Raw genomic sequence first — 20644 nt, 5'->3', positions numbered from 1 at the left:
AGGACCCGCGGCGGCCGACCCCGGGGCCTCGACCGACCCCGGATCCTGAAAGATCCGTTGCAGGCCGGGTAGCGTTCTCCCATGGCCGGACCCGAGCAGCCGCCCCCCGCGGGCGACGGAGAGCCAGCGGCGGCCCCCGGCGACGCGGCGTCCGCGCACCCGGCGCCGTCCGACGGCGGCGACCGCCCAGCAGCGACGGCCGGGGGCCCGCGGCCCCTCGCGCCGTGGCTCCTGCCGTCCCTCATCGTCGGCCTCTCGGTCCTGCTGGCCGTGATCGTCCTCGGCTTCATCGTGGGCCGTGGCGACGACGGGGGCCGGGCCGCCGCGGGCCCCGCCACCGCGGCCCCGCTGCCCCAGCTCCCCCGGGGAGGCCGCGTCCTGCTGCCCGGCCGGCGGGTCGTCTCGTTCGCGGGCGCGCCACAGGACCCGGAGCTGGGATCGCTGGGGGTCGGGCGCCTGCGGGGGGCCGTGGGGCGCCTGAAGACGCGGGCGGCGAGCTACAGCCTGAAGACCCGGCCGACCCAGCCGGCGCTGCAGCTGATCGCCACGATCGCCCACGCCGACCCGGGGCGCGACCGCCGCTACAACCAGCACCAGTCCACCCGGGTCGTCGCCCGCTACCTGCGCGAGGCGCGGCGGGCCAAGGCGCTCCTGATCCTCGACATCCAGCCCGGTCGGTCGACCTTCGTCAGCGAGACGACCCGCCTGGTGCGGTGGCTGCGCGAGCCGGACGTCGCGATCGCCTACGACCCCGAATGGCGGGTGCAGAAGGACGGCGACGTCCCCGGCCAGGTCATCGGCTCCGTGCAGGCCGACGAGCTCCAGCGGTCCCTCGACGTCGTCGCCCGGATCGTCCGCGAGCACCACCTGCCGAAGAAGCTCGTGATCGTCCACCGCTTCACGAAGAACATGATCCGCGACCTCCCGACGATCCGGTTCCCCCGGGAGCTCCAGATGGTGATGTCGGTCGACGGCGTCGGCGACCGGGCGAACAAGGTCGTCAAGTACCGCGAGCTCACGCGCGACCTGCCGGCCGGCTGGCGCCCCGGCTTCAAGCTCTTCCTCAAGGAGGACGCCGCGGCCGGCGGCCTGATGACCCCGCGCCAGGTGATGGGCCTGCGGCCGCGGCCCGACGTCGTGCTCTACGAATAGGGCCGCCGACGACGCACCACCGGCCGTCGTCCGCGCGCGGGGCGTGTCCCGCCCGCGAGCACGTCAGACGTCACGTTCGGGCCGCACCTCCTGACGCGGATCGGGCTGCGGGGCGCCCATAGCGTGCAGTGCATGCCCCGGACCCTCGACCTCCTCCGCGACGAGCGCGACGCCGCACGCTTCCAGGGACGCACCGGCGAGCTCACGACGCTCATCGACCTGCTGCGGCCCGCGCCCCCGCGCCCCGTGCTGCTGCTGCACGGCTCGGCGGGGGTCGGCAAGAGCGCGCTGCTGCGCGAGCTGGCCCGGCGGGCCCGCGCGGCGGGGGCCGCCGTCGCCACCGTCGACGGCCGCGACGCGGGCGGGGACCTCGACGCCGTCGACCGCGCCGTCGCGAGCCTCCCGTCGTCGGGGATCGCGCTGCTCGTGATCGACACGGCCGAGCACCTGCCGGGCCTCGAGGCCCGCCTCCAGCGCCGCGTGCTCCTGCGGGCCTCGGCCGACCTGCGGGTCGTCCTCGCCGACCGCCGCGAGCCCGACGTCTCGTGGGGCTCCGGCGGCTGGGACGCGATGACCGGCGCGCTGCCACTCCGAACCCTGCCCGACGCCGACGCCGACGAGCTCCTCCGCCGGCGCGGGGTCGCCGCGCCCGCCGACCGGCGCGACGCCGCCCGCTGGGCCCGCGGGCTGCCGGCGGCGCTCGCCGTCGCCGCGGACCTGTCGTCCGGGCCCGACGCCCACGACGCCTCCCGGCGCGACGAGGCCCTCCTCCGTCTCCTGATCGGCGACGAGCTGGCCGGCACCGACGGAGACCTCGTCGCCGTCGCCGCGATCGCGCCGTCGGTGGACGCGCGGCTCCTCGGTGCCGTCCTCCCCGGCCTCGACGGCGACGCCGCCCGGTCGTGGCTGGCGTCCCGGTCGTTCGCGACCTCCGACGGCGAGCGAGTGGCGCTCCAGCCCGGCGTCCGCGAGGTTCTCGACCGCGTGCTGCTCCGCCGCCACCCCGACCGGGAGCACGTCCTGCGCCGGGCGCTCGCCGACCACCTCCACGACCGTGCGGTGCTCGGCGAGCCGTGGCTCACGAGCGATCTCGCGGCGCTCGCCCGCGACCCCGAGGCCCGAGCGCTCGCGGCGACCGGAGGACCGGCGACCCCCGGGATCGCCGGACTGCTGCACGCCTGGATCCACCGCGAGCTCGGCCTCGCCCCGCCGGCCGCACGCCGCGAGCCGCACGCCGTCGGCGCTGACGTCGTCCGAGACGCGCTGCGCGCCTTCCACGACCCGCTGGCGCTCGCCGCGAGTCCGCTGGCCCGCGGCACGACCACCGCGACGCGCGCGGCGTCGGTCCGTCGCGTGCTCGCCGACGCGGTCGACCGGGCCTTCGGCGCGACGCCCGACGCCGACCTCCACCGCGCGGTCCTCCGTCGCGGCTACCTCGACGCCGACGGCGGCCACGCCCGGGCCCAGGTCGACCTGCACGTGAGCCGCAGCGCGTACTTCCGCCGTCTCGCCCACGCGACGACGGTCGTCGCGCAGCTGATCGTCGCGGACCGGTGCCCGGGGGCCGGTCGGGTCGCCGCGTCCGCCGACGGGGTCGCCGTTCCGGGAGGGAGCCCCCTGCCGGCCGAGACGCCGGGCGGGGCCGCGACGACGCGGCCGACGACGCCCGGAACGCGGCCGGCCCGGAACGAGCCCGCGGCCGTGGCCGCCTGATCCGGAGCGGCCGCGCGGCGGATCGCGCAGATCGCCGGGACCGGCGCGGTCCTCCCGGCACCGGGTCGCCTCCCGACGTGCCGGGAGGACGACGACGGGCCGCTCTCGCGGCCCGTCGGGTCAGGCTCGGTCCCGGCGGGCCGACCGCAACGCGGTCGGGGCCGGGGGTTCGGCGGCGCGGGGCCGCCGCCGGACTACTCGGCCGGGGCCTCGGCGGACTTGATCGTCGCGATCAGCTCGCCCGTGTTGATGGCCTCGCCCTCCTTGGCGGCGAGGGTCGTGATCGTGCCGGCCTTGTGGGCCACGATCTCGTTCTCCATCTTCATCGCCTCGATGATGCAGATCAGGTCACCCTCGGCGACCTCCTGCCCCTCCTTGGCGACGACCTTCCACATGTTGCCCTGGATCGGGGACGGCAGGTCGTCCGCGCCGCCGCCGCCGGACTTCTTGCGCTCGGAGCGCTTCTTCTTGCCCGGGCCGGTGCCGGCGCCGGCACCCGCGGCGACGGTCCCGACCGGCCCGAAGGCGGCGCCGTGGACCTTGACCTCGAAGCGCTTGCCCGAGACCTCGACCTGGTAGTCGCGGACGACGACCTCGTCCTCGTCCGGGTCGATCGGGACGACCGGCTCAGCGGGAGCGGTCGACTTCAGCCACTCCTTGTCCTCGACGAGCTCGGAGCAGGTCGAGGCCTTCTCCCAGTTCTCCGTGGCGAGGATCGCCTGGTGGAACGGGATGAGGGTCGTGAGGCCCTCGATCTTGTACTCGCTCAGGGCGCGCAGCATGCGGGCCGTGGCCTGCTCGCGGTCGACGTCCCAGACGATGAGCTTGGAGACCATCGGGTCGTACTGCGGCGAGACGATGCCGCCGGCGCCGACGCCGGAGTCGACGCGGACGCCCGGGCCGGACGGCTCGAGGTACTCGCCGATCGCGCCCGGGGTCGGCGCGAAGTTCATCGGCGCGGACTCGGCGTTGATGCGGCACTCGATGGCGTGCCCGCGGAGCTGCACGTCCTCCTGCTTGTACTCGAGCTCGAGGCCGAAGGCGGACTTGATCCCCTGCTTGACGATGTCGATGCCGGTGACGGCCTCGGTCACGCAGTGCTCGACCTGCACGCGGGTGTTCATCTCGAGGAAGAAGTACTCCCCGTCCTGCAGCATGCCCTCGATCGTGCCGGCGCCGACGTAGTTGACGGCCTTCGCGGCGTCGATGCCGATCTTGCCGATCTTCGCGCGCAGCTCGTCGTCGACGAACCACGAGGGGGCCGGGGCCTCCTCGATGAGCTTCTGGTGGCGGCGCTGGATCGAACAGTCGCGCTCGCCGAGGTGGATGACGTTGCCGTGCTTGTCGGCGAGGACCTGCACCTCGACGTGGCGCGGGTTCGGCAGGTACCGCTCGAGGTAGACCGTGCCGTCGGAGAAGAACTTCTCGCCCTCGCGGGAGGCGCCCTCGTAGGCGTCCTTGAGCTTGTCCTCCGTCAGCGCGACGCGGAAGCCCTTGCCGCCGCCGCCGGACGCGGCCTTGACGGCGACCGGGTAGCCGATCTCGTCCTTCGCGATCCGCAGGGCCTCCTCGTAGGTGTCGACCGACTCGGTCGTGCCCGGCACGATCGGGACGCCGGCCTTCTTCATGAGGTCGCGGGCCTTGGTCTTGCTGCCCATCGAGTCGATCGCCGAGGCGGGCGGCCCGATGAAGGTGATGCCCTCGTCCTCGAGCCGCTGGACGAACGCGGCGTTCTCGGAGAGGAAGCCGTAGCCGGGGTGGACGGCCTCGGCGCCGGACTCCTTGACGACCTCGACGATCTTGTCGACGTTGAGGTAGCTCTTCGCGGCCTCGGCCGGACCGATCAGGTACGCCTCGTCGGCCCGCTTGACGTGCAGGGCGTCACGATCGAGCTCGGAGTAGACGGCGACCGTCTTGATCCCGAGCTCTTCGCAGGCGCGGATCACGCGGATCGCGATCTCCCCGCGGTTGGCGATGAGGATCTTCCCGAACATATGAGGCCGAATCTATTCGATCGCAGGGGCCGTCCGCCGTGCGCGTCGGGCGTACCCGCCGGAAGAGGGGCGCCCCCGCGGGCGCCGCCTCGCCCGGTCGGGGGGTCGGCGAGCGGGGAGGCGCCGGGACGCGCCGGGACCGTCCCCGGGCGGCCTCGCGGACGGCGACCACACCACGGCCGGTGACCGGGCCGGGCCGGCGGGTGACGGTGGAGGACCGAGCGGCAGGCCGCCGGTGCGGCAGGGCCTGCGGATCGATCATCTAGCCTCACGGTCGTGCGCCTCCCCGGTCGGATCCTCGTCGCGTCGGCCGTCGTCCTGGGGATCGCGGCCACGGGCTGCGGCGCCGAGGGCGGCACCTCGTGCACCGACAGCACGTGCACGATCCAGTCGGACGGCCCGCAGACCTACGACCTCGACCAGCTGGGCACGAAGGTCGAGGTCTCGGACCTGAAGGCCGACTCGGTGCGCGTCAGCATCAACGCCGACGACGCGGTGATCCGGCGCGGCGACGACCCGGTGCGGATGCGCGGCTTCCTGGTCTCGGCTCCGGAGACGTCGACCGACCACGTGAAGGTCCGCATCGAGCGCTGAGACGGACGAGCCTGGCGCTCACGGCGCTCGGCACGTTCCCGGACGGCGCCGCCCGCTCAGCGGATCATGCCGCCGGCGACCGTGTCGTTCGTGCCCTCGTCGATGAGGATGAACGCGCCGGTCGCGCGGTCCCGCAGGTAGGCGTCGCCGACCAGCGGGCGCTTCACGCGGATGCGGATGCGGCCGATGTCGTTGAGCTTCAGGCCGTCGGCGTCCTCGCGCTCCAGGGTGTGGAGGTCGACGCGGTCGATCACGGCGTCGACCTTGGCGGCCGTCGTGGTCGTCGTGTGCTTGAGGAGGTAGCGCGCGCCGGGCTTCAGCGGGCGGTCGCTCATCCAGCAGACGTCGGCCTCGATCTCGCGCAGCGTGATCCCGGTCGGGTCCTCGTCGGCGCCGACGATGACGTCGCCGCGGCTGACGTCGACGTCGTCCTCGAGGTGGACGGTGACGGACATCGGGGCCGTCGCGACGTCGAGGTCGCCGTCGAGCGTCTCGATCCGGGCGATGCGCGAGCGCACGCCGGAGGGCAGCACCTGGACGTCGTCGCCGGGGCGCAGCACGCCGCCGGAGACCTGGCCCGCGTAGCCGCGGTAGTCGTGCAGGTCCTCGGCGTCCCAGCGGCCGCCGGACGTGTCGCCGGAGGCGCCGGGACGGATGACCCACTGCACCGGGAAGCGCAGGTCGGTGAGGTTGCGGTCCGTCGAGACCTGCACGGTCTGCAGGTGCCGCAGCAGCGTCGGGTGGTCCTCGTCCTCCGGGTACCAGGCCGGGAGCTCGCCACGGTCGACGACGTTCTGGCCCTGGAGCGCCGAGATCGGGATGACGTGGATGTCCGGGATGCCGAGCTGCGACGAGATCGCGGTGGTCTCGGCCTCGATCGCGCGGAAGACGTCCTCGTCCCAGTCGACGAGGTCCATCTTGTTGACTGCGAAGGTCACGTGGCGGACGCCGAGCAGCGACGCGATGAACGTGTGCCGGCGCGTCTGCTCGATGACGCCCTGGCGCGCGTCGACGAGGACGATCACGAGGTCGGCCGTCGAGGCGCCCGTGACCATGTTGCGCGTGTACTGCACGTGGCCGGGGGTGTCGGCCAGGATGAAGCTGCGGTCGCCGGTCGTGAAGTACCGGTAGGCGACGTCGATCGTGATGCCCTGCTCGCGCTCGGCGCGCAGGCCGTCGGTCAGCAGCGAGAGGTCGACGGCACCCGCGCCGTGGCGACGCACCGAGGCCTGCTCGACCTGCTCGAGCTGGTCGGCGAGGACCTGCTTGGAGTCGTAGAGCAGCCGGCCGATGAGGGTGGACTTGCCGTCGTCGACGGAGCCGGCGGTCGCGACGCGCAGCAGGTCGGCCCGCAGCAGCGGGTCGTCCGACGCGGGGGTCGGGACGGACGTGAGCTCGGACATCAGAAGTACCCCTGGGCCTTGCGGTCTTCCATGGCGGCCTCGGACGCCCGGTCGTCGGCACGGGTCTCGCCTCGCTCGGTGACGCGGGTGGCCGCGATCTCGGTGACGACCTGGTCGAGCGTCGTGGCGGTCGACTCGACCGCGCCGGTGATCGTCAGGTCGCCGACCGTGCGGTAGCGGACCGACAGCGTCTCGACGGTCTCGCCCGGCTGCGGCTGCAGGAAGGGCGACACCGCGTAGAGCATCCCGCCCCGGCGCAGGACCTCGCGCTCGTGGGCGAAGTAGATCGACGGGAGCTCGAGCTCCTCCTCGGCGATGTACTGCCAGACGTCGAGCTCGGTCCAGTTGGAGATCGGGAAGACCCGGACGTTCTCGCCCTGGCGGAGCCGGCCGTTGTAGAGGTTCCAGAGCTCGGGGCGCTGGTTCTTCGGGTCCCAGCCGCCGAAGTCGTCGCGGAAGCTCATGATCCGCTCCTTCGCGCGGGCGCGCTCCTCGTCGCGGCGGGCGCCGCCGAAGCAGGCGTCGAACTCGTGTTCCTCGATCGCGTCCAGCAGCGTCTGCGTCTGCTGCTGGTTGCGCGACGTCCCCTGCTTCGAGGGGTCGTAGCCGTCGACGACGCGCCCCTGGTCGATCGTGTCCTGGACCTTCGCGACGATCAGGCGCTCGCCGAGCTCAGCCGCGCGGCGGTCGCGGTACTCGATGACCTCGTCGAAGTTGTGGCCGGTGTCGACGTGGACGAGCGGGAACGGGAAGCGGCCCGGCCGGAACGCCTTCTCCGCCAGGCGCAGCAGGACGATCGAGTCCTTGCCGCCGGAGAAGAGGAGGGCGGGGCGCTCGAGCTCGGAGGCGACCTCGCGCATCACGTGGATGGCCTCGGACTCCAGGGCGCGGAGCTTCGAGAGCGCGGCGGCGCCGCCGACGTCGGCGGGATCGATCGGGGTCATGGAGGAGGTCATGGTGCTGCGGTCGTGGACGTGGGACGGGCGGGGGACGCGGTCATGTCACGCGTCCTCCTGGTGCAGGCCGCACTCGATCTTGTCGGAGCTGGCCCAGCGGCCCTCGCGGCCGGAGCCCTGCTTGGTGCAGTGGGTGCAGCCGATCGACGCGTAGTCGCGGTCGTGCAGCGGGTTGTACGGCAGGTCGTGCTCGAGGACGTGGCGCCAGACGGCCTTGTCGTCCCAGTCGGCGAGCGGGTTGACCTTCACGAGGCCGAACCCGGCGTCCCACTCGACCTTGTGCGCGCCGGCGCGGGCCGGGGACTGGTCGCGCCGGATCCCGGTGATCCAGGCGTCGAGCGTCGAGAGCCCCGCGCGCAGCGGGCCGACCTTGCGGATGCCGCAGCACTTCGAGGGGTCGCGGTCCCACAGCCGGTCGCCGTGCTCGGCGGCCTGCTGCGCGAGCGTCGGGCCCTGCCAGCGCTCGATCTTCGTGTCGTAGCGCGCCTCGGTCTGCTTCCAGAGCTCGTACGTCTCGTCGAACAGCACCCCGGTGTCCAGGGCGAAGACCCGGGCGTCCGGGTTGGCCGTGAAGATCAGGTCCAGCAGGACGGACTCCTCCTTCTGGAAGGAGCAGGCCAGCGCGATCTGCGGGTGGTAGGTCTCGAGCGCCCAGGCGACGACGTCGCCCGCGGAGGAGGCCTCCAGGTCCGGCAGGTCGTGGAGCGCGGTGGCGGTGTCGTGCGGGGTGAGGCTCATGATCGGACTCCGGGAGGGGCCGGTGTGCCCCTCGGTCCGGCGCCGCGGCCGTGGCGCCCGCTGGCGGGGGCCCGTGCTTCGGCGGGGTGCGGGGCTCCTCGCGCGTGCGTCGTGCGGGACCATCTAAAGTATCGAAGGGTCATCCGGATTACCGGATTCGATCTGGAATACCAGGTATGCCGGGTCGGAATGAAGCCATTCCGTGCGTGCACCCAATCGGTCGGCGGTCCCGGGTCCCGCGACGGCGCGCCGTCCCCTACTCTCGCTCGGTGCCCCTCGGCACGCGCGCGACCATGCCCGGCGATCCCGCACCGACCTTCGACCTGCAGTCGCACTCGACCGCGAGCGACGGGGCCCTCGTGCCCTCCCGCGTCGTGCGGGCCGCCCACGCCGCCGGCGTGCGGACGATGTCGCTCACCGACCACGACTCGGTCGCCGGGGTCCAGGAGGCGCTCGACACCGCCGCGAAGCTCGACGGGCTGACCGTCATCCCGGGCATCGAGGTCTCCGCCATCGACGAGGCCCACGCCGACCTCCACATCTGCGGCTACCTCGTGGACCACACCTCCGCCGCGCTCGCGTCGTCGCTCGAGGCCTGGCGCGCGGACCGGGCCGGGCGCGCCGACCGCATGATCGACGCGCTCTTCGAGCTCGGCTGGGCCGTCGACGTGGCCGGGCTGCGCGCCCGTCGCGACGCCGGCCGCTCGATCGGGCGCCCGCACGTCGCGGCCGCGGCGTTCGACCACCCCGCCAACTCGGAGCGGATCGAGGCCGAGGGCCTGATGACCGCGACGGACCTGCTCGTCGCCTACCTCGTCGACGGCGCGCCCGCCTTCCGCACACGGACGACGCCGACGGTGGAGGAGGCGATCGCCACGATCCACGCCGCCGGGGGGATCGCGGTCTGGGCCCACCCGTTCTGGGACGTCATGGAGCCCGCCGAGGTGCGGGCCACCCTCGAGCGCTTCACCGGTCTCGGGCTGGACGGCGTCGAGGCGTTCTACGCGAGCTTCAGCGCCGAGCAGTCGGCGCTCCTGCACGGCGAGGCGCGGCGGCTCGGGCTCGTCACCACCGGCTCGGCCGACTTCCACGGGCCGAACCACCCGAACTTCTCGCGCTTCCGGGCGTTCTCCACCTACGGCCTGACGCCGAGCTGGGGCGCGCTGGAGCCCTGGATCGCCTGACGGGCGCCCGCGCCCCCACCGCCCCCACCGGGACTCACGACGAGCCGGCGCCTCCGCGTCGACGCGCGGCGCCGGGCGGCCCGGCTAGGAGGCCCAGGCGGAGAGGTCGCCGCCGCCGGTGTTCCAGGACGAGCTGCGGCTGACGCCCTCGAGCAGGGCGGTGCGGGTCCAGGCGTCCGTCGCGGGCGCCTCCTCGACCGCGACCGCGGTGTCGCGCAGGAACTGCTCGACGGCGGCCACGAGGGCCGCGGCCTCCTCCGGCGTCGCCGAGGCGGGGACGTCGATGCGCGGGGCTCCGTCGGCGGACATGCGCGCAAGCGTATCTGGGCGGACCGGGAGTCCGGCGTCCCGCCGCGCGCCCAACCGGCCGGGCGGCGGGGTCGGGGCGGCACGATCGCACCGGTGACGGATCGCCTCGGCAGACCGCGTCGGCGCGCGGCTACGACGCCAGGAAGCCGGCCACCACGTCCAGGTGCTCCCGCAGCGGCAGCAGGAACGAGTCGTGGCCCCAGGGCGATGCGACGTCGCGGCGGACGGTCAGGATCCCCGCGCCGACCAGCGCGGCCGCGATCCGGTCGCCGTGCTCGGGCCCGAACCGCCAGTCGCTCGTGAACGTCTCGACGAGGACCCTCGTCCCCGCCGCCCGGACGCGGGCGAGCCGGTCGGCGGCGTCCGGCGCCTCGAACGGCGCGAAGTCGTCCATGACCTTCGTCAGGTAGAGGTAGCTGAGCGCCCCGAAGCGCTCGAGGAACGTCTCCGCCTGGTGGTCGAGGTAGTGCTCGACCTCGAACGACGGCGCGAACCAGTCGTGGCCGTCGCGGGGCGCGACGGGGCGGGGCGTGCCCTCCGGGTGCGGGTCCTCCGCGGGCCCGTCCGGGTCGTCCGTCGTCGTCGCGGCGCCGTCGGGCCCCGTGGCGACCGGCCGCCGGCGCCGGCCGAACTTCGCCTCGAGGGCCTCCTCGGACACGTAGGTGACGTGGCCGAGCATCCGCGCCGCCGCCAGCCCGGCCCGCGGGATCCGGCCCGTGCCGACGTAGCGACCGCCCTGGAAGTCCGGGTCGCGGAGGATGCCCTCGCGCGCCGCGGTCGAGAGCGCGATGTTCTGGGCGCTGAGCCGCGCGGACGCGCAGACGACGACCGCGCGCTCCACCTCCTCCGGCGCCTGCAGGATCCACTCGAGGACCTGCATCCCGCCGAGGGACCCGCCGATCGCGGCGGCGACGCGCCGCACCCCGAGGTGCCGCACGAGGGCGCGCTGCACGCGGACGAGGTCCGCCACGGTGAAGGCCGGGAAGTCCAGGCCGTACGCCTCGCCGGTCGCCGGGTCCGGCGAGCTCGGGCCGGTGGTGCCGCGGCAGCCGCCGAGGAGGTTGGCGCAGACGACGAACGACCGGTCCGTGTCGACCGTCCGGCCGGGGCCGACCAGCGCGTCCCACCAGCCGCGGCGCTCCGGGTCGCCGTGGTGGCCGGCGGCGTGCGCGTCGCCCGTCAGCGCGTGGCAGAGGACGACGGCGTTGGTCCCCGACGCGTCGAGGGTGCCGTACGTCTCGTACGCGACCTCGACCGGCGCCAGCCGGGCCCCGTTGTCGAGGACGAGCGGGTGCTCCTCGGTGAACAGCACGACCGTCCGGGTGACGGTCTCGCCCAGGCCGGGGCCGAGGTCGCGGGCGAAGCCGTCGCGGCCGTCGGCCCCGGTGATCGTGCCGTGGGTCACCGCCCGCCGTTCACGCGGCGGCCCCGGCGTGGGCGCGCGCCTTGGCGAGCGCCTGGTCGAGGTCGGCCAGCAGGTCGTCGATGTGCTCGATGCCCACCGACAGGCGCACGGCGTCCGGCGTGACCCCGGCCGCGGCGAGCTCCTCCTCGCTCAGCTGCGAGTGCGTCGTCGACGCGTTGTGGATCGCCAGGGACTTCGCGTCGCCGATGTTCGCCAGGTGCGAGAACAGGCTCAGCGACTCGATGAACGTGCGGCCCGCCTCGAACCCGCCCTTCACGCCGAAGGACACGAGCGCGCCCCCGCCGCCGCGCAGGACCCGCCCTGCCACCTCGTGGTACTTGTTGCCCTCGAGGCCCGGGTGGTTGACCCACTCGACGCCGTCGTGGGCCTCCAGGTGCTTGGCGACCGCGAGCGCGTTCTGGTTGTGGCGCTCGATCCGCAGCGTCAGCGTCTCGACGCCCTGGAGGATCAGGAACGCGTTGAACGGCGAGAGCGCGGCGCCGGTGTTGCGCAGCAGGACGGTCCGGGCGCGCAGGACGTAGGCGATCGGCCCGGCGGCCTCCGTCCAGACGACGCCGTGGTATGAGGGGTCGGGCTGCGTGAGGCCCGGGAAGCGCTCCGGCTGGGCCGACCAGTCGAAGTTGCCGCTGTCGACGATCGCGCCGCCGATCGAGGTGCCGTGCCCGCCCAGGAACTTGGTCAGCGAGTGGACGGCGATGTCCGCGCCCTGCTCGAAGAGGCGCGCGCCGACGGGCGTCGGCACCGTGTTGTCGACGATCAGCGGCAGGCCGGCGGCGTGGGCGGCCTCGGACCAGCGCGGGATGTCGAGGACGTTCAGGCGCGGGTTGCCGATCGTCTCGCCGAAGACGAGCTTCGTGCGGTCGTCGGCCAGTCGGGCGACGGCGTCCGGGTCGTCGGCGTCGGCGAAGCGGACCTCGATGCCGTACTGCGGCAGCGTGTGCGCGAAGAGGTTGTACGTCCCGCCGTAGAGCTGGGACACGGAGATGATGTTGTCGCCGGCGTTCGCGATGTTCAGCACCGCGTAGGTGACGGCGGCCTGGCCGGACGCCGTGACGAGCGCCGCGGGGCCGCCCTCGAGCTGCGCGAGCCGCTGCTCGAGCACGTCCCAGGTCGGGTTCATGATCCGGGTGTAGATGTTGCCCGGCGTCTTCAGCGCGAAGAGGTCGGCGCCGTGCTGGACGTCGTCGAAGACGTACGACGTCGTCTGGTAGATCGGCACCGCGCGGGCGCCCGTGGCGGCGTCCGGCTCCTGGCCGCCGTGCAGCGCGATCGTCTCGGGGTGGTACTGGGGCTGCTCGTCGGTCATGGGGGCTCCGGGGTCGCTGGGTCGTCGGAAGACGCGCGAGGCGCTGTCCGGCGGAGCGTAGCGCCCCGGGGCCGTGAAATGTTCAAAACAAGGTCAAGATTCACGTCTTTACGCGTTCGCGGGCCGCGCTCAGCGCACCTGGACGTGCGCGGCGTACGCCCGCAGCGCCTGCGTCATCACGTCGGCGTACGCCTGGTTGCCGGACGCGTTCGGGTGGATCGAGGACGTGGCGGGCACGTCGGGCGCGAGGCCGATCGGCGTCCCGGCGTCGGCGACCTGGACCGTGTTGATCCACGGCGCCGCGCTCCCGGCGCCGTGACCGGCGAACGACTGGAGCACCTCGTCGGTCACCGGGTGCAGGCCGTTGGCCCGCGCGCTCGCGGCGACCTCCTCGTCGACCTGGGTCGCCCACACGTTGGCGAGGCGCCGCTCCGCCTGCGTCAGCGTCAGGGCGAAGACCGCGTCGACGGGCAGGGCGCCCTCGGAGAACAGCCGCGGGTAGCCGGCGACGAGGACGTCCGCCCCGGGCGCGATCCGGCGGATCTGCGCGAACGTCGCGTCGAGGCTCCGGCGCACCGTCCCGCGGATCAGCGCGGTCTCCGTCGCCGCGTCGCCCGTGCAGTCGCCCGTCACGCAGCGCGTGAACTGGGGCACGAAGCGCGCGTCGTTGCCGCCGATGCTCAGCGTGATCAGCGCCGGGCCGGGGGTCGCACGCAGCCCGCCGAGGACGCGGTCCAGCTGGGTGCCGCCGATGTCCGGCACCTGCGCGACCCCGCCGTCGCTCGACAAGCGCACGTTCGTCGTCGTCGCGCCGCTGCAGGCGATGAACTGCGGGACCGGGACGAGGTCCCGCGGGAGCAGCGCGGCCCACATGCGGCCGTTGCGGCGGCAGGGCTGGTCGTCGTAGGGCTGGCCGAGGCCGGTGCCCGCGGCGTAGGAGTCGCCGAGCGCGTAGTACGCGGTGTAGCCGGGGAACCCGGGGGCGCGAACCTCGACGGGCGCGGACGGCGCCGCCTCCGCGCCGCCGTCCATCGCGATGACGCGGTAGCGCAGCCAGCGGCCCGCCAGCCGCGCCGGCGGCGTGTCGGTGAGCGTCCGGGCCGACGACGGAGCGTCGAGGCGCTCGACGGTGCCGCTCAGCACGTCCACGCGCTCGACGCGGTAGCGGGTCGCTCCGGGGGCGGCCGCCCAAGCCAGGCCTGCCGCCGTGCCGGCCGGCGACGCCTCGAGGCCCGTGACGACGGACGGGACCCGCCCGAGCGCCCGGACGATCACCGACGGCCCGGGCGCGCCGAAGGACCGCCCGGTCGTGCGGAAGCGGATCCGGAAGCGATACCGGTGCCCCGCCTTCAGGCCGGTGATCCTCGCCGTGTTGGCGCGGACCGTCCGGACGGCCCGCCAGCGCCGTGATCGCGCACCCAGGTCGCGGCCCTCGATGCGCGTCGCGGTGACCCCGCCCCCCGACGGCCGCTCCCACGTGAGGCGCACCGCGTGGGGCGTGTTGACGGGCTGCGCGAAGACGCCGCGCGGTGCGGCCGGGGCGGTCGCCGGCAACGCCAGCAGCAGGGCGGCCCCCGCTGCGCCGGCCGACGCGACGAGCCCGGCGGCCGCGGGCCGGTGCGGGGCCGCGGACCGCGCGCCGTGCCCGACGGGACCGGCGCGATCGGGGCGGCGGGCGGCAGACGTGGAGTTCACCTTTTCACCCTAGATGATTGATTCCACGATCTCGCGGAATCAACCATCTCATGCGGGACCGCACCGCGTGCACGCGGTCGCACGATGCCCGGGCCCCGTGGCCGGCGAACAGCGACGCTCGTGCGGCCGGGCCGTCCCCGGCCCATGCTCAGCGACGGAGCGTGAGCGTCGTCGACCGCGGGCTGCCCGCGCGGGGCGTCAGCCGGACGACCACCCGGTGGGTCCGCGCCGCGGCGATGGCCCGGCGGCCGCGGGCGGTCGGCTTCAGCGTGACGGCGGCGGTGCGCCCGGGCCGCACGCGGTAGCTGCGGCTGCCGAGCGTCGTGCGCCCCTTCGCGATCCGCACCACGCCGCTGCAGGTCGTCCGGGCCGTGCAGCGGATCCGCAGCACGACGGCGCGCCGGCGGTAGCGCAGGGACGTGGAGGCGAGCCGGGCGCCGGGCGCGGTCGTCGTCCCTGGACCGGAGGATCCGCCGCCGGCCGCGCCCCCTCCCGGCCCCGCGCCGCCCGGAGCCGGGGTCGTCGGCGTGGTCGGGGTCGTGGGGGTCGTCGGCGCCCCGGGCCCGCCCGGGCCCCCCGGCGGCGCCGCGACGGTCTGCGGCCCGCCCCAGAACGGCATGCTCCCGGTGGCGACCGCCCGCGGGACGCCGGTCGAGAGCGGGACGACGTAGATCGTGCCCGCCCGCTCGAACGTCACGCGGTCGCCCTCGTAGGAGAACGCCGGGTGGGCGTCGGTCGTCCCCGTCGTCAGGTCGCGCGTGCGGGTGTGGGTGCTCGTCGAGTAGATCGAGATCCGCCCCTGCACCGGGACGCCGACGCCGCTGGACTCCGGCCCGCGCACGGCGACGACCAACGCGCCGTCGCGACTGCCGCTGGGGAACGACACCTGGGTGGACGCGTCGGGCTCGGTGGCCAGCAGCGTGTCGCAGCCCGGCCCCCCGACCGTCTCCGCGCAGATCCGCGGCAGGTTCGACCCGTAGCCGCGGCGGGCGAGGAGCACGCTCGAGCCCATCCAGCCGTGGGTCGTCTGGTAGGTCGAGGAGGCGACCGCCGGCGGGTAGCTCGTCCCCGTCCCGGGCGCGAGGTACGTGAACCAGCCGGTCCCGGCGAGGAAGAAGCTCCAGAGGGCCTGGGTGCCGTCGGGGGAGATCCGCGGGAAGTCGTAGATCTCGCCCGAGAACAGCGTCGCGGTCCGGCCGCCGGCGGCGATCGGACGCTCGACGAGCTGCCCGCCCGCGACCCAGGCCGCCGTCGCCCCATCGGCGGTGACCCCCGCGACCGACCCCGCGGTGGTCAGGGTCCGTGGCGCGTCCGACGTGTCCGGGTCCACCGCGCAGACGCCGGGACCGCACTGGTAGACGATCGAGGATGCGGCGGCCGGGCCGGCCGTCGCCAGCGCGGCGACGATCGCGAGGCCCGCGCAGGCCAGGGCGGACCGTGATCGGCGGGCGGCGCGGGGAGCGAGAGGGACGGGGAGATCGACCGCGGGGGAGCGGGTCACGTGGGCCTCCGGGGGGAGCGGCGGCAGAGCGACCTACACGCTACACGACCCCGGCGGAGGAATCGTGAGAGTTCGCAGGTCGGCCCGCGTGCCGGGGAGGCCCGCGGAACGACGACGGCCCGGGGGTCGCCCGGGCCGTCGGTCCTCGTCCCGCCGCCTCCCCGCGAGGGAGGCGCGCGGCCTACAGCGGGATGTTGCCGTGCTTGCGCTTGGGCTGGGCGACCCGCTTGGAGCGCAGGACGCGCAGGGCGCTCGCGACGCGGACGCGCGTGGCGGACGGCTCGATCACGTTGTCGATGTACCCGCGCTCGGCGGCGACGTAGGGGTTCGCGAAGCGCGCCTTGTAGTCGTCCATCAGCACCTTGCGGCGCTCGTCCGGCGTCGGCGAGCCGGCGATGTCGCGGCGGTAGATGATGTTGACCGCGCCCTCGGCGCCCATGACCGCGACCTCGGCCTGGGGCCAGGCGAAGTTGAAGTCCGAGCCGAGGTGCTTGGAGGCCATCACGTCGTACGCGCCGCCGTAGGCCTTGCGGGTGATGATCGTGACCTTCGGGACCGTCGCCTCGGCGTACGCGTAGAGCATCTTCGCGCCGTGGCGGATGATGCCGCCCCACTCCTGCGAGGTGCCCGGGAGGAAGCCCGGGACGTCGCAGAACGTGATCAGCGGGATGTTGAACGCGTCGCAGGTGCGGATGAAGCGCGCGGCCTTCTCGGACGCCGCGATGTCCAGCACGCCGGCCATCTGGTTGGGCTGGTTGCCGACGATGCCGACCGCGTGGCCCTCGATGCGGGAGAACCCGATGAGGATGTTCCTCGCGAAGTGCTCCTGCACCTCGAAGAACTCGCCGTCGTCCGTGACGAGCTGGATGACCTCGCGCATGTCGTACGGCTTGTTGGGGTTCGCCGGGACGGCGTCGTTGAGCGCGAGCTCCTCGCGGTCCCACGGGTCGTCCGTCGGGACGACCGGCGTGGTCTCGAGGTTGTTCTGCGGGAGGAACGAGAGCAGGAAGCGCGTCTCCTCCAGCGCGTGGTCCTCGTCGTCGAACGCGAAGTGCGCCACACCGGACTTGGTGTTGTGGCTCATCGCGCCGCCGAGCTCCTCCATCCCGACCTCTTCACCGGTGACCGTCTTGATGACGTCGGGGCCGGTGATGAACATGTGGGAGGTCTCCTTGACCATCCCGATGAAGTCGGTGATCGCCGGCGAGTAGACGGCGCCGCCGGCACACGGCCCCATGATCAGCGAGATCTGCGGGATCACGCCGGAGGAGTCGACGTTGCGCTGGAAGACGTCGCCGTAGCCGCCGAGGGCGACCACGCCCTCCTGGATCCGCGCGCCGCCGGAGTCGTTGATGCCGATGACCGGGCAGCCGATCTTCGCCGCGAGGTCCATGACCTTGCACATCTTCTCGCTCATGACCTCGCCGAGCGAGCCGCCGAAGACGGTGAAGTCCTGCGAGAAGATCGCGACCGGGCGGCCGTCGATCGTGCCGTGCCCGGTGACGACGGCGTCGCCCCAGGACCGCTCCTTCTGCATCTCGAAGTCGTACGTGCGGTGACGGACGAACGTGTCGAGCTCCTGGAAGGACCCCTCGTCGAGGAGCTTCTCGATCCGCTCGCGCGCCGTGTACTTGCCCTTGGCGTGCTGCTTCTCGACCGCCGCCTCCGACGCGGAGTGGATCGCCTGGGTTCGGAGGTCGCGGAGCAGCTCGAGCTTGTCCTCGAACGTCTCGGGCGAGTGCAGACGCTGGCTCATGAGGCAGCGGATGCTATCCCCGTGTGACCTCCCGGTGCCGTGCGGGGACCCCCGGGCCGCCCGTCCACCACCCGGATGGCGTACCCCGTGATCACCCGATCGGGCGGCCGCCGGCCGCGGCCTGCCAGCATGCGGCGATGCGCACCGCGCCCGTCCGCCCGCTCCTCGTCCTGTCCCTGACCGCGATCGCCGCCCTCGGAGCCGCCGTCCCGGCCGGCGCGCACGGGGGCACGACCATCGCCAAGGGCTCCGGTCGCGGCGTCAGCGTCCTGGTGCAGGCGGAAGACGCCACGACGGACGGCGGGAAGCCCGCCGTCGACCTGTCGACCACGATCGAGGGCCGCGGGACGGGCAACGGGGCGACGGTCACCTACTGGATCCGGCCGGCGGGCGGGAAGACCTTCCGGGCGACGACGACCCGCGACGAGGCCGGGATCGCCCACACCGACGTCCCGACCGCCGGCCGCGGCGCGTGGCGCGACTGGGACGTGTCCGCGATCCTCGCGACGTCCACCGGGATCCGGATCCGGGTGAGCAACGCCGAGGCCAACCCGCCCGGGCCCGACCCGGCGGCATCGTCGGTCTCCGGGTCGACCGCGGCGCCGGACGCGACGGCGACCGGGAGCACCACGACCGCGGCGCCGGCGAGCGACGCCGGGATCACCGACGTCTCGGGCAAGAGCGACGGCGCGCCCCTGTGGTCCCTCGTCAGCGTGCCGCTGATCGTCATCGCCGCCGTCGGCCTGATCCTCCTCGGACGCCGGCGCGCGGCCCGGGACGCCGAGCGCCAGGACTGAGCCCCGGGCCCGGGCCGCGGACCCCGCGTCCCGACGCACGGCACGACCGGGTCCGGGTCGGCGTGCGGCCGGCCCCTCGCACCGCGTCCCGACGGGGCGGCGCGTGTCAGCATGCGGCCATGCGCTCCGCGGCCGTCCGCCCGCTCCTCGTCGTCGCCCTGAGTGGCCTGGCCGCGCTCGGCGCCGCCGCGCCGGCCGGCGCGCACGGGGGCACGAAGATCGCCGAGGGCGGGTCCGGTGGCGTCTCGATCCTCACGCAGGCGGAGGTCACGACCACGAGCGCCGGCGAGGAGGCCGTCGACCTCTCGACCACGATCGAGGGCGCCGGCACCGGCAAGGGCGCCACCGTGACCTACTGGATCCGGCCCTCGGGCGGGAAGACCTTCAAGGCGACGACCACCCGCGACGACGCCGGCATCGCCCACACCGACGTCCCCACCGCCGGCCGCGGCGCCTGGCGGGACTGGGACATCTCGGCGATCCTCGACCTCAGCACCGGCAAGCGCCTGCGCGTGAGCAACGCCGAGGCCAACCCGCCCGGCCCCGACCCGGCGTCGACGCCGGGCGGCGGCGCGACGGGCGCCGACGAGGGCGAGCCCGGCACGACGACGGACGACACCCCCGCCTCCGGCGGCACGGCGCCCGACACCGCGACCGGGACCACCCCCGCGACGACCACGGACGAGACCGGCACGACCACCGGCTCCGACGCCGCGACGAACGACGACGACGCCACGGCGTCCCCGATCGAGGACGTGTCCGGCGACGACGGCGGGACGCCCGACTGGGTCGTCCCGAGCGCCGTCGTCGTCATCGCCGCGGCCCTCGCGCTCGTGCTCGTGCAGCGCCGGCGGCGCGGCCCGCTGGGCGGCGACGAGGACTGAGCCCGCGGGGTCCCGGCCGGCGGGCCGGGCTCCGGGGGCGCGACCGCGACGGTCGCGGCCGAGCTCCTACGGCCGCAGCAGCGACGTGCGCGGGGGCGTCGTCTGCCACGCGGCGACCAGCGCCGGGTCCACCGCCGTCGGGACCGGGGCGGTCCAGACGAAGACGTGCCACTGGTCGCGCTGCTCGGCGTGGGCGAGCGTGAAGCCCGGGGGCGGCGGCGGGACGGGGATCCGCGTCATCGCCTTGCCGGGGTCGAGGCGGTCCACGAGCGCGACCGACCGGACGACCAGCGGCGTCGCGGGCAGCGGCCGCAGCGTCGGCGCGTAGTACGTCGCCGCGGGCTCCTGGTAGGCGCCGATGAAGACGGCCTCCGGGCGCGCGATCCCGTCCGTTGCCGCGCGGATCAGGCCCCGCCAGTCCTCGCGCTGGTAGACCGGCGTCAGGGCGACGATGACGATCGTGGCGACCTGGACGACGGCGACCGCCCCGAGGGCGATCCAGGCCCGGCGGCCGAGCCGCCACGCGCCGAGCGCCGCCAGGACGGTCAGCGGCGGGACCAGCAGGACGAAGTTGCGCGTGAGGACGACGTCGAAGCCCCCGGCGAGCGCGAGCAGGGGGAGGACCCAGACGACCGCGACCAGGCCGAGCAGCGCGGTCGCGCGCGTCGGCCGGCCGTCGCGCGGCCACGCCGCGGCGAGCACGAGGACGACCAGGACGACCATGAGGACCGCGCCCACGACGTACTCGGCGGGGGCGTTGTAGCCGACGGCGAACTGCTTGGGCAGCTCGACGATGCGCGCCGGCAGGCCCTTGACCTGCGAGATCGCCTGGTACATGTCGGTCGACTGCTGGTTGCGTGCGATCGGCGCCAGCGCGGCGACCGCCACGCCGGACACGACCGCCGGGAGCGCGAGCGGCCGGAGCGCCCGCAGCCGGCCGCCACGGGCCCCCGCGACCGCCACGAGCGCGAGCGTCGCCCAGCCGACGACGAACAGCAGGCCGCCGAAGTAGTGCGTCCACGCGGCTGCGGCCGCGACGAGCCCCCAGACCCAGAGCCGGCGCGGCGTCGCCCGTTCGGCCGCGGACAGCAGCACGACCCACGCGGTGGCGCTCAGCAGGATGAACAGCGCGTAGCTGCGGGCCTCCTGCGAGAACCAGTGCGCGAGCGGGTTGACCGCCAGCAGCGCGCCGGCCGCCAGGGCGACCGCGAGGGGGGCCGGGGCGCCGGCCGCGAC

At 74.5% G+C, this 20644-nt stretch carries 17 protein-coding genes; 6 read left to right on the top strand and 11 right to left on the bottom strand.

Annotation, left to right across the window (positions count from 1 at the left end; translation table 11 throughout):
• Nucleotides 1-81: 81 nt before the first annotated feature.
• Both AB0L40_RS15085 and AB0L40_RS15080 read left to right on the top strand, forming a co-directional pair.
• The gene (locus tag AB0L40_RS15085; RefSeq protein ID WP_364355855.1) at nucleotides 82-1152 is read left to right on the top strand and encodes a hypothetical protein; all 1071 of its coding nucleotides are present in this window, start codon (nucleotides 82-84) and stop codon (nucleotides 1150-1152) included.
• A gap of 132 nt (nucleotides 1153-1284) precedes the next feature.
• Nucleotides 1285-2865 (top strand): AAA family ATPase, encoded by a 1581-nt coding sequence (locus tag AB0L40_RS15080; protein WP_364355852.1) that lies wholly within the window; start codon nucleotides 1285-1287, stop codon nucleotides 2863-2865.
• 194 nt (nucleotides 2866-3059) lie between these two features.
• Here AB0L40_RS15080 and AB0L40_RS15075 read toward each other — a convergent pair whose 3' ends face one another.
• Nucleotides 3060-4859, bottom strand: coding sequence for an acetyl-CoA carboxylase biotin carboxylase subunit (locus AB0L40_RS15075; protein WP_364355849.1), 1800 nt, complete (start codon nucleotides 4857-4859; stop codon nucleotides 3060-3062).
• A 276-nt stretch (nucleotides 4860-5135) separates the two neighbouring features.
• Between AB0L40_RS15075 and AB0L40_RS15070 the strand changes: the two genes are divergently transcribed.
• Entirely contained in the window at nucleotides 5136-5453 is a 318-nt protein-coding gene (locus AB0L40_RS15070) for a hypothetical protein (protein WP_364355846.1), read from the top strand.
• Between the two features lie 56 nt (nucleotides 5454-5509).
• Here the strand turns inward: AB0L40_RS15070 and AB0L40_RS15065 are convergent, their stop codons facing one another.
• From AB0L40_RS15065 to AB0L40_RS15055, 3 genes are read right to left on the bottom strand one after another with little or no spacing between them, the layout of a single operon-like run.
• Nucleotides 5510-6856 carry a GTP-binding protein gene (locus AB0L40_RS15065; RefSeq protein ID WP_364355843.1) on the bottom strand — a complete coding sequence of 449 codons (1347 nt, stop codon included), beginning with the start codon at nucleotides 6854-6856 and terminating at the stop codon, nucleotides 5510-5512.
• A complete protein-coding gene (gene cysD, locus AB0L40_RS15060) occupies nucleotides 6856-7800 on the bottom strand; it encodes a sulfate adenylyltransferase subunit CysD (protein ID WP_364355840.1) in 945 nt (314 codons plus the stop codon). Before cysD ends, AB0L40_RS15065 begins: the two co-directional genes overlap by 1 nt.
• Nucleotides 7801-7857: 57 nt before the next feature.
• Nucleotides 7858-8550 (bottom strand): phosphoadenylyl-sulfate reductase, encoded by a 693-nt coding sequence (locus AB0L40_RS15055; RefSeq protein ID WP_364355837.1) that lies wholly within the window; start codon nucleotides 8548-8550, stop codon nucleotides 7858-7860.
• A gap of 269 nt (nucleotides 8551-8819) precedes the next feature.
• On the opposite strand from AB0L40_RS15055, the gene AB0L40_RS15050 reads away from it, so the two are divergent.
• On the top strand, nucleotides 8820-9734 hold the full coding sequence (locus AB0L40_RS15050; RefSeq protein WP_364355834.1) for a PHP domain-containing protein: 915 nt from the start codon (nucleotides 8820-8822) through the stop codon (nucleotides 9732-9734).
• Between the two features lie 84 nt (nucleotides 9735-9818).
• Here the strand turns inward: AB0L40_RS15050 and AB0L40_RS15045 are convergent, their stop codons facing one another.
• The 6 genes from AB0L40_RS15045 to AB0L40_RS15020 all read right to left on the bottom strand — a co-directional run bounded on the left by AB0L40_RS15045 (nucleotide 9819) and on the right by AB0L40_RS15020 (nucleotide 17727).
• Nucleotides 9819-10043 (bottom strand): hypothetical protein, encoded by a 225-nt coding sequence (locus AB0L40_RS15045; protein WP_364355831.1) that lies wholly within the window; start codon nucleotides 10041-10043, stop codon nucleotides 9819-9821.
• A gap of 130 nt (nucleotides 10044-10173) precedes the next feature.
• Nucleotides 10174-11448 carry a homoserine O-acetyltransferase gene (locus AB0L40_RS15040; RefSeq protein ID WP_364355828.1) on the bottom strand — a complete coding sequence of 425 codons (1275 nt, stop codon included), beginning with the start codon at nucleotides 11446-11448 and terminating at the stop codon, nucleotides 10174-10176.
• Between the two features lie 10 nt (nucleotides 11449-11458).
• Entirely contained in the window at nucleotides 11459-12775 is a 1317-nt protein-coding gene (locus tag AB0L40_RS15035) for a PLP-dependent transferase (RefSeq protein WP_364355825.1), read from the bottom strand.
• 129 nt (nucleotides 12776-12904) lie between these two features.
• A complete protein-coding gene (locus AB0L40_RS15030; RefSeq protein WP_364355822.1) occupies nucleotides 12905-14470 on the bottom strand; it encodes a GDSL-type esterase/lipase family protein in 1566 nt (521 codons plus the stop codon).
• Between the two features lie 148 nt (nucleotides 14471-14618).
• Nucleotides 14619-15971 carry a hypothetical protein gene (locus AB0L40_RS15025; protein ID WP_364355819.1) on the bottom strand — a complete coding sequence of 451 codons (1353 nt, stop codon included), beginning with the start codon at nucleotides 15969-15971 and terminating at the stop codon, nucleotides 14619-14621.
• A 181-nt stretch (nucleotides 15972-16152) separates the two neighbouring features.
• Entirely contained in the window at nucleotides 16153-17727 is a 1575-nt protein-coding gene (locus tag AB0L40_RS15020) for an acyl-CoA carboxylase subunit beta (RefSeq protein ID WP_364355816.1), read from the bottom strand.
• Between the two features lie 137 nt (nucleotides 17728-17864).
• On the opposite strand from AB0L40_RS15020, the gene AB0L40_RS15015 reads away from it, so the two are divergent.
• Both AB0L40_RS15015 and AB0L40_RS15010 read left to right on the top strand, forming a co-directional pair.
• Complete coding sequence (locus AB0L40_RS15015; protein WP_364355813.1) at nucleotides 17865-18524, top strand: hypothetical protein; 660 nt, start codon at nucleotides 17865-17867, stop codon at nucleotides 18522-18524.
• 119 nt (nucleotides 18525-18643) lie between these two features.
• Complete coding sequence (locus AB0L40_RS15010) at nucleotides 18644-19408, top strand: hypothetical protein (RefSeq protein WP_364355810.1); 765 nt, start codon at nucleotides 18644-18646, stop codon at nucleotides 19406-19408.
• A gap of 66 nt (nucleotides 19409-19474) precedes the next feature.
• Here AB0L40_RS15010 and AB0L40_RS15005 read toward each other — a convergent pair.
• A partial coding sequence (locus AB0L40_RS15005; RefSeq protein WP_364355807.1) for a hypothetical protein occupies nucleotides 19475-20644 on the bottom strand: 1170 nt, incomplete at its 5' end.

The organism is Patulibacter sp. NPDC049589 (assembly GCF_040675535.1).
In the GTDB taxonomy this organism is placed as follows: domain Bacteria; phylum Actinomycetota; class Thermoleophilia; order Solirubrobacterales; family Solirubrobacteraceae; genus Patulibacter.
Note: the sequence above shows the minus strand (reverse complement) of the source record. Positions and strands in the feature narration are given on the sequence as shown.